This window comes from Paraburkholderia denitrificans (assembly GCF_042655705.1).
In the GTDB taxonomy this organism is placed as follows: domain Bacteria; phylum Pseudomonadota; class Gammaproteobacteria; order Burkholderiales; family Burkholderiaceae; genus Paraburkholderia; species Paraburkholderia denitrificans.
The window spans coordinates 65,022-73,858 of the sequence record NZ_JBHSMP010000001.1; the positions used below are offsets into that span (position 1 = coordinate 65,022).

Below are 8,837 nucleotides of genomic sequence, written 5' to 3' on the forward strand. Positions count from 1 at the left end.
TGAACCGGATATTATAAGGGCTGGGTTTGCCGCACACGCGGCGCTTCGTTTTCGGCGGTTTCCTGGAAGGCAGGCAGATGAACGTGTTATCGAGAGCTCGCATCGATCTGGATAGCGCGAAGCGGCTCGCGCGATTCGCCGCGCGGCGCAGCCGTGAAGACCGTATTGCGCAGGTTGCGGGCAGCCTCACGTTCACGACGATGCTCGCGCTCGTGCCGCTCGCGACCGTCGCATTCGCGCTGCTCACGGCGTTTCCGATCTTCGGCTCGTTCCACAATTCGCTGCAGGGCTTTCTCGCCGATCACCTGATGCCCGCGCAGATCAACAGCCAGATCTTCAAGTACCTCAACCAGTTCGAGTCGAAGGCCAAGGGCCTCACGACGATGGGCATGATCGTGCTGTTCGTCACGTCGGTGATGACGATGATGACGGTCGAATCCGCCTTCAACCTGATCTGGCGCGTGCGCAAGGCGCGCCCGTTCGCGCAGCGCGTGCTCGTCTACTGGGCGGTCATCACGCTCGGTCCGATCCTGTTCGGCGCGAGCCTTTCGATCTCGTCGTATCTGTTCACGCGCTCGCTCGCCATCGCGTCCGAGCAGCATGTCTCCGGGCTGTTCGACTGGGCGCTGGCGGGCATCGCGCTGCCGCTCGAGGCGCTTGCGTTCACGATGCTCTACGTCTATCTGCCGAACTGCTATGTGCAGTGGCGCGACGCCGTGGTGGGCGGCATCGCGGCGGCCATCGCGTTCGAATGCGCGAAGCGCGGCTTCGGCCTTTACGTGCGGCGCATTCCGACTTACACGGCGGTCTACGGCGCGTTTGCCTTCGCGCCGATGTTCCTGCTGTGGGTGTATCTGAGCTGGTTCATTACGCTCGCGGGCGCCATGATCACGTCGGCGCTGCCGGAAATCCGCACGGGGCGCTACGGCAGGCCGCGCTTTCCGGGCAGCGATTTGCTCGACGCGCTCGAACTGCTCACGCTGCTGGCCGGCGCGCGCGACGCGGGGCAGCCTGGCCGCACGGCGGAGCAGCTTGCGCTGATGCTCAGGCGCGATCTCGCGACCGTGACGCGGCTTATCGACGACATGGAGCAGGACGAACTCATCGGGCGCCTGGAGAACGACGGTGCGAAGCCGCATTTCCTGCTGATTGCGAATCCGGCGCGCATTCCGGTGGCCGACCTGTTCGGCCGCTTTGTGATCGATCGCCGGGAACTCGCGTATCGGCTCAATCTGAAGTCGAGCGGCATCGACGCCAATACGCTGCTCAACGCACTCGATAACGACAAGCTCGCCGTTTCGCTCGCCACGCTGCTGGCGGCGCGGCGCACCCCCGCGGACGAAATGAACGATATGGCCGGGGCAAGCGGGCAGTCGCCCCCGCCGTTGCCGCATCAGGCTGCTTGAAGGTACGGAAAGGGTGCGGTGATGGTGACGTGAGGGCGCACAAGAGGTACACAAGAGGCGCACTAAAGACGCACTAAAGGCGGCGGGATGTGCCCGTCGCCCTCAGTGCGCGTGGCGTACTACAGCGAGATATTCCCGCGGCAGATATCCGAGAACATGACCCAGTCGCCCATCAGGCTGTAGATGGGGTGACGGAAGGTGGCTGGGCGGTTTTTCTCGAATGCGTAGTGGCCCACCCATGCGAACCCATAGCCGCAAACGACGGCCAGCGGCAGCCAGAGCCAGTTGCCGGTGGCAATCGCCATGGCGACGCAGCCGATCACGCCCAGCGAGCCGATGAAATGCAGGCGGCGCGACATGATGTGCTGGTGCTCGCTCAGGTAGTACGGATAGAACTCCGCGAAATTCGCGAAGTGCTCGGTGTGAGTGGCGTGTTGCATCGCTTCCTCCTTCGCGCGGCGGCGTGCTTCGCGTGTGCCTGGCAAGTCCGTCGCACACCGCACAGGGGACCGTGGATACGCCCATTCTCCGGCGATCGGCCAGGCGGCGCAACCTGGCCGGGCGGCCTGGTTGCGCTGGCTTTCCCGCCGCTCTTCCCGCCGCCTTTCCCGACATTTCGGCTTATCGCTGCGCGGCGAACGCGTACAGCGCGTCGAGCGTTGCGTCGGGCTGCTCCGTCATCAGCGCGTGGCCCGCGTCGAGCGTTACCGTATCGACGGGCCCGCCCGCCTGCGCGAGCGCGTCGGCAATCGCGCGCGCCGCGCGCGGCGGCGTCATCGGATCGCGCCGTCCCACGACAAGCCGCACCGGGCAGCGCACCTTCGCCGCGCTCGTGAGGCCGTCCATGTAGTCGTTGCAGGCCGCGAAATCGGTATGGAATAGCTGCGGCTCGCTGCGCGCCGAGACGCGCTCCATGAGCCGCTGATTCACGCCGCGCAGCCAGAAACCGGGGCCCGGGTTCGACGGTTTTGCCGCGAGCGTCGAATGCGACCACTGATTCACGAGTGCGATGGCTTCGGGCTCGCGTTCGCGGGCGGCGTCGAGCAGCATCGGCGAAACCGTCATCGGGAAGGCGCTTGCGAGCAAGGCCACGCGGCGTGCGCGCGCCGGATGGCGTGCGGCGAATTCGAGCGCGATCAGCGAGCCCATGCTGTGTCCGGCGACGAACGCCTCCTTGACGCCGAGCGCGTCGAGCAGTGCGGCGAGCCAATCGGCGAGCGCGCCGATGCTCGTGAGCGCGGGGCCCGCGCTGCGCACGTGGCCGGGCAGATCGACGGCCAGCACGCTGAAACCGTGATGCGCGAAGTAGCGCGATTGCAGCCCCCAGACGCTGTGATCGTGCTCCGCGCCATGGACGAACACGGCGGCGGGCAGCGCCGGATCGAACGGGCGGCCGCCCGTGTAGGCATAGGCCGGTTTGCCTTGCACGTCGACGATCATGACGCCTCCTTGCCGGCCTGCTTCGCACTCGCGCCGGGCGCCGCTTTCTGCGCTGCTTTCTCCGTCGCCTTCTGCGACGCCTTGAGCGCGCGCTTGAGGTCGTCGATGAGGTCGTCCGGGTCCTCCAGGCCGATCGACAGGCGGATCGTGCCTTCCGTGATGCCAGCGGCGGCGAGGGCCGCTGCGTCCATGCGGAAGTGCGTCGTCGAGGCGGGATGGATCACGAGCGAGCGCACGTCGCCGACATTCGCGAGATGCGAGAAGAGCGTGAGCGCTTCGATGAAGTGCTTGCCCGCGTCGCGCCCGCCGCACAGGTTGAAGCTGAACACGGCGCCCGCGCCGCGCGGCAGCAGCCGTTGCGCGAGTGCGTGATCGGGATGGCCCGGCAGCTCGGGATAGGCGACCGATTCGACGGCCTCGTTCGCGGCGAGAAACTCGACGACGCGCCGCGTGTTGGCGACGTGCCGCTCCATGCGCAGCGGCAGCGTCTCGATGCCCTGAAGCAGTTGCCACGCCGCCTGCGGATGCAGGCATGCGCCGAAATCGCGCAGGCCCTCGCGGCGCGCGCGCAACAGGAAGGGCGCGACGGTGCTCTCCTCGGTGAAGACCATGCCGTGAAAGCCTGCGTACGGCTCGGTGAACTCGGGAAAGCGGCCGGACGCGTCGAAGTCGAACGTGCCGCCGTCCACGAGCACGCCGCCGATCGTCGTGCCGTGGCCGCCGAGGAATTTCGTGGCCGAGTGGTAGACGAAATCCGCGCCGTGATCGAAGGGGCGCAGCAGATACGGCGTCGTGAACGTGGAATCGACGAGCAGCGGCACGCGGTGATCGTGGGCGATCTGCGCGACGGCCGCGATGTCGAGCACTTCGAGGCCCGGATTGCCGAGCGTTTCGCCAAAGAGCAGGCGCGTGTTCGGCCGCAGCGCGGCGCGCCAGGCGTCGAGATCGCCTGGTTTGACGAATGTCGTCTCGATACCGAAGCGCCGAAGCGTATATTCAAGCAGGTTGTGCGAGCCGCCGTAGAGCGCCGCCGATGCGACGATGTGCGCGCCCGCGCCCATCAGCGTCGCGATTGCCAGGTGCAGCGCGGCCTGGCCGCTCGCGGTGCCGATCGCGCCCGCGCCGCCCTCGAGCGCGGCGACGCGCTCCTCGAACACGGCGACGGTCGGGTTCGAAATGCGCGAGTAGACGTGCCCGGCGCGCTCCATGTTGAAGAGCGCGGCGGCGTGATCGGTATCGCGGAAGCTGAAAGACGTGGTCTGGTAGATCGGCGTCGCGCGGGCGCCGGTGGCGGGGTCGGGGGCCGCGCCGGCATGCAGCGCTAGCGTATCGAAATGGGTGTCGGGCATCGTGGCGGCGCAGCCGGCGCTCGACCGGCATTCGAGATTGGGTGACGGAATCGTAACATCGCCGGGGCCGTGCGGAAGCCCAGGCACAACGAGCGGGTGGCGAACGTGGTTCCGGACGCGTTTTTTCCACCGCGGATGCCGGGCTGCGCGAGGTTGGAACGATGTGGGCAAAAGCGCGCGGCACGGCCCGGCGGCCGCCCGCAGGTTCGCTTTCCTTTTGGCGGCCTTTCCGCTAGGATCGAAAACAGGTAGGTATCTTTCCAGCATCTCTCCCCCATTTCGCGGGATTTCCAGGAGCCAGATCATGCGCGTGAGCGACATCCTCGAGGTCAAGGGCAATGTGCTCTACACCGTCACGCCCGACACCCTGTTGAAGGACGCAGTCAGCACCATGGCCGAGCACGACATCGGCTCGCTGGTCGTGATGGAGTACGGCGATCTCGTCGGCATGCTGACGTTCCGCGAGGTCATCCTCACGCTGCGCACGACCGGCGGCAGCGTCGGCACCTCGACGATCCGCAAGGTCATGGACGATCACCCCATCACCTGCACGCCCGAAACCGATATCAACGAAGTGCGCCGCATGATGCTCGAGCATCACGTGCGCTATCTGCCGGTGATGGAGAAGGGCGCGCTGATGGGCGTGATTTCGTTCTACGACGTCGCGAAGGCCGTGGTGGAAGCGCAGGGCTTCGAGAACCGTCTGCTGAAGGCGTATATCCGCGACTGGCCCGAAGAAGAGCGTCAACCGGCGCGCTGAGGCGCGCCGTTTGCGGTTGACGTTTCGATTGCGTCAGGTATGAAAAAGCGCGCATCAGGCGCGCTTTTTCACGTCTGCCTAATAATACGCACCAGCGACGTACCGGCACCGTACCAGCGGTGCGCCAGCGCTCTGCCAGCGGTACTTTGCGCAGCTTCACTCCATTCGATGAACGATCGTCCGATCCCCGCCGCGCAAGACGCCGCGCGCGAACACGCGGCTCACGCGTCGCAGTACCGCCTGCTGCGCGAGCGGCGTTTTGCGCCTTTCTTCTGGACGCAGTTCCTTGGCGCGATGAACGACAACGTGTTCAAGATCGGCTTCACGTCGCTCGTCACGTATCAGGCGGCGCGCTTTTCCGGCATCGATCCGAAGACCGTCGCGTTCCTTATTTCGGCAATCTTCATCGCGCCGTTCGTGCTGTTTTCCGCGACCTCGGGCCAGGTCGCCGACAAGTTCGACAAGGCGATGCTCACGCGCTGGGTCAAGACCTTCGAGATCGCCGTGATGCTGGTCGGCGCCGCCGGTTTCTGGCTGCACAACGCGCCGCTGCTCTATGCGTGCACGTTCCTGATGGGCGTCCATTCGACCGTGTTCGGGCCGGTCAAATACGCGTATCTGCCGCAGAAACTCGCCACGGATGAACTCGTCGGCGGCAACGGGCTCGTCGAATCGGGCACTTTTGTCGCGATCCTGCTCGGGACGATTGTCGGTGGCGTTGCGGCGGCGACAGGTGCGTCCGATGCGGGCGTTGTGGGCGCTGCAGGCATTGCAGGCACCAGCACCGGCGCCGTGTGGCTCGGTGCCGTGTGCCTGGTGCTCGCGCTGGTCGGGCGTACCGTGTCGGCCTTCGTACCGCCTTGCCCGCCGCCGCAGCCGGGGCTGCGCATCAACTGGAATCCGGTCTCCGAAACCTGGCGCAACCTGCGGCTCGCGCACGGCAACCGCACGGTGTTCCTGAGCCTGCTCGGCATTTCGTGGCTGTGGTTCGTCGGTGCGACGTTCCTCGCGTCGTTTTTCAATTTCGCAAAAGACGTCCTGATGGCCGACGCCGATGTCGTGACCGTGCTGCTCGCCATGTTTTCGTTCGGCATCGGCACCGGTTCGCTTTTGTGCGAGCGGCTCTCGCGGCGGCGCATCGAGCTCGGGCTCGTACCGCTCGGCTCGATTGGCATGAGCGTGTTCGGCATCGATCTCTTCTTCGCGAGCCATGCGTTGCCCGCCGCGCCCCATCTGCTGTCGGTCGGCGAATTTCTCGGCGTCGCCGCGCACTGGCGCGTGCTCGCCGATCTGTTCCTGCTCGCGATGTTCGGCGGCTTTTACAGCGTGCCGCTCTATGCGCTGATCCAGAGCCGCAGCGAGCCGAGCCATCGCGCGCGCATCATCGCCGCGAACAACATTCTCAATTCGCTCTTCATGATTGCGTCCGCAATGATGGCGATGGCGCTCACGCGGGCGGGCGTCAGCATCCCGGGCATTTTTCTCACGACCGCGCTGCTCAACATCGTCGTCGCGGCGTACATCTACACGCCGGTGCCCGAGTTCCTGCTGCGTTTTATCGCGTGGGTGCTGTTGCATACGTTCTATCGCGTGCGGCTCGTGAATGTCGAGCGCATTCCCGTCGAGGGCCCGGCCGTGCTGATCTGCAACCACGTGAGCTACGTCGACGCGATCGTCATCATGGCCGAGAGCCCGCGCCCGATCCGCTTCGTCATGGATTACCAGATCTTCCGGCATCCGTTTTTCGGCTGGGTGTTCCGGCATGCGAAGGCGATTCCGATGGCGCCCGCGCACGAGGACGCCGCGCGGCTCGCGCGTGCGTACGACGCGTGCGCCGAAGCGCTGGCCGATGGCGAACTCGTGTGCATCTTTCCCGAAGGCAAGCTCACGAAGACGGGCGACATCAACCCGTTTCGCCACGGCGTGATGGAGATTCTGAGGCGCTCGCCGGTGCCCGTCGTGCCGATGGCGCTGCGCGGCCTGTGGGGCAGCGTGTTTTCGCGTCAGTCGGGACCAGTGCTGCCGCGCCCGCGGCGCCGCGGGCTGACGAGCCGGCTCACACTGGCCGTGGGCGAGCCGATCGCGCCCGATGAAGCGACGCTCGAACGGTTGCAGGAGAGCGTCGCCGATTTGCGCGGCGCGCGGCGGTAGGGCGCAGGATGCCGCCATCCGCGTGACGCACCCCGGGCGGTGCGTCACGCGGATGGCATAATGTTGGATTCCCCGCTTCACATTGGACGACTGCCATGTCTGGCAATACGCTCGGTACGCTTTTCACCGTCACCACCTTTGGCGAATCCCATGGTCCTGCCATCGGCTGCGTTATCGACGGCTGCCCGCCAGGGATGGCGCTGACCGAAGCCGATATCCAGCACGACCTGGACCGCCGCCGCCCGGGCACGTCGCGTCACGTGACGCAGCGCCAGGAAGAGGACAAGGTCGAGATTCTCTCGGGCGTGTTCGAGGGCACGACGACGGGCACGCCCATCGCGCTCCTGATCCGCAACACGGACCAGCGCAGCAAGGACTACGGCAATATCGCCGAGACCTTCCGCCCCGGCCACGCCGACTACACCTACTGGCAGAAATACGGCATCCGCGACTATCGCGGCGGCGGCCGTTCGTCGGCGCGTTTGACCGCACCGACCGTGGCGGCGGGCGCGGTCGCGAAGAAGTGGCTGCGCGAGCGCTTTGGCGTCGAAGTGCGCGGCTATATGGCGGCGCTCGGGGAAATCGACGTGCCGTTCGTCGACTGGAAGCATGTGCCCGAGAATCCGTTCTTCGTGCCGAACGCCGAAATCGTGCCGCAACTCGAGGCTTATATGGACGCATTGCGCCACGACGGCGACTCGATCGGCGCGCGCATCAACGTGGTGGCGTCGGGTGTTCCGGTCGGGTGGGGCGAGCCGCTCTTCGACCGCCTCGACGCCGATATCGCGCACGCGATGATGGGCATCAACGCGGTGAAGGGCGTGGAGATCGGTGCGGGCTTCGCGAGCGTCGCGCAACGCGGCTCGGTTCACGGCGACGAACTCACGCCCAATGGCTTTCACGGCAATCACGCGGGCGGCGTGCTCGGCGGGATTTCGACCGGGCAGGACGTCACCGTTTCGATCGCGATCAAGCCGACGTCGAGCATTCGCACGCCGCGCCGTTCGATCGACAAGGCTGGTGTGGCCGCAACGGTCGAGACGTTCGGCCGCCACGATCCGTGCGTGGGCATTCGTGCGACGCCGATTGCCGAGGCGATGCTCGCACTCGTGCTGATCGACCATGCGCTGCGCCATCGTGCGCAGTGCGGCGATGTCGTCGTGACGACGCCGAAAATCGCGGCGAGCGATGACTGACCGGCGCGTGAGAGACGCCTGAGCGGCGTAAGGTGGGGTGGAGGTAACGCACGCCTCGCGCGTTGGCCGAAAAAAATGCCGCTTCTTGAAGCGGCATTTCTTTTGGGGGCTTCCCGACTTACATGTTCGGATAGTTCGGGCCGCCGCCGCCTTCCGGCGTGACCCACACGATGTTCTGCGTCGGGTCCTTGATGTCGCAGGTCTTGCAGTGCACGCAGTTCTGCGCATTGATCTGCAGACGGTCGCTGCCGTCGTCGTTCTTCACAAACTCGTACACCGCAGCCGGGCAGAAGCGCGCCTCCGGGCCCGCATAGGTGCGCAGGTTCACGTTCACCGGCACGCTCGCATCCTTCAGTGTCAGGTGCGCGGGCTGGTTTTCCTCGTGGTTCGTATTGGAGATGAACACCGAGGACAGACGGTCGAACGTGAGCTTGCCATCGGGCTTCGGATACTCGATCGGCTTGCACTGCGACGCGGGCTTCAGCATCTCGTTGTCGCGATGCTGGTGATGCAGCGTCCAGGGCACCTTGCCGCC

The 8,837-nt window shown here is 65.9% G+C and carries 8 protein-coding genes; 4 read left to right on the forward strand and 4 right to left on the reverse strand.

Annotated elements, in window-relative coordinates; translation table 11 throughout:
- The first annotated feature begins 77 nt into the window (after nucleotides 1–77).
- A complete protein-coding gene (locus tag ACFPTO_RS00295; RefSeq protein WP_377708591.1) occupies nucleotides 78–1,406 on the forward strand; it encodes a YihY family inner membrane protein in 1,329 nt (442 codons plus the stop codon).
- 119 nt (nucleotides 1,407–1,525) lie between these two features.
- Here ACFPTO_RS00295 and ACFPTO_RS00300 read toward each other — a convergent pair whose 3' ends face one another.
- The 3 genes from ACFPTO_RS00300 to ACFPTO_RS00310 form a co-directional block, all read right to left on the reverse strand.
- Entirely contained in the window at nucleotides 1,526–1,846 is a 321-nt protein-coding gene (locus ACFPTO_RS00300) for an Mpo1-like protein (RefSeq protein ID WP_377708593.1), read from the reverse strand.
- Between the two features lie 181 nt (nucleotides 1,847–2,027).
- Nucleotides 2,028–2,846, reverse strand: a complete 819-nt coding sequence (locus tag ACFPTO_RS00305; RefSeq protein ID WP_377708595.1) for an alpha/beta fold hydrolase — start codon at nucleotides 2,844–2,846, stop codon at nucleotides 2,028–2,030.
- Entirely contained in the window at nucleotides 2,843–4,195 is a 1,353-nt protein-coding gene (locus ACFPTO_RS00310) for an O-acetylhomoserine aminocarboxypropyltransferase (RefSeq protein ID WP_377708597.1), read from the reverse strand. The genes ACFPTO_RS00305 and ACFPTO_RS00310 overlap by 4 nt, the downstream gene beginning before the upstream one ends.
- Nucleotides 4,196–4,499: 304 nt before the next feature.
- On the opposite strand from ACFPTO_RS00310, the gene ACFPTO_RS00315 reads away from it, so the two are divergent.
- From ACFPTO_RS00315 to aroC, 3 genes are all read left to right on the forward strand, one after another.
- Complete coding sequence (locus tag ACFPTO_RS00315; protein ID WP_377708598.1) at nucleotides 4,500–4,955, forward strand: CBS domain-containing protein; 456 nt, start codon at nucleotides 4,500–4,502, stop codon at nucleotides 4,953–4,955.
- Between the two features lie 168 nt (nucleotides 4,956–5,123).
- A complete protein-coding gene (locus ACFPTO_RS00320; RefSeq protein WP_377708600.1) occupies nucleotides 5,124–7,106 on the forward strand; it encodes an MFS transporter in 1,983 nt (660 codons plus the stop codon).
- Nucleotides 7,107–7,201: 95 nt separating this feature from the next.
- Nucleotides 7,202–8,302: a chorismate synthase gene (gene aroC / locus ACFPTO_RS00325; protein ID WP_377708602.1), complete on the forward strand. Its 1,101-nt coding sequence runs from the start codon at nucleotides 7,202–7,204 to the stop codon at nucleotides 8,300–8,302.
- Nucleotides 8,303–8,420: 118 nt separating this feature from the next.
- Here the strand turns inward: aroC and ACFPTO_RS00330 are convergent.
- Nucleotides 8,421–8,837 (reverse strand): 4Fe-4S dicluster domain-containing protein (locus ACFPTO_RS00330; RefSeq protein WP_377708604.1); only part of this gene is annotated, 417 nt, incomplete at its 5' end.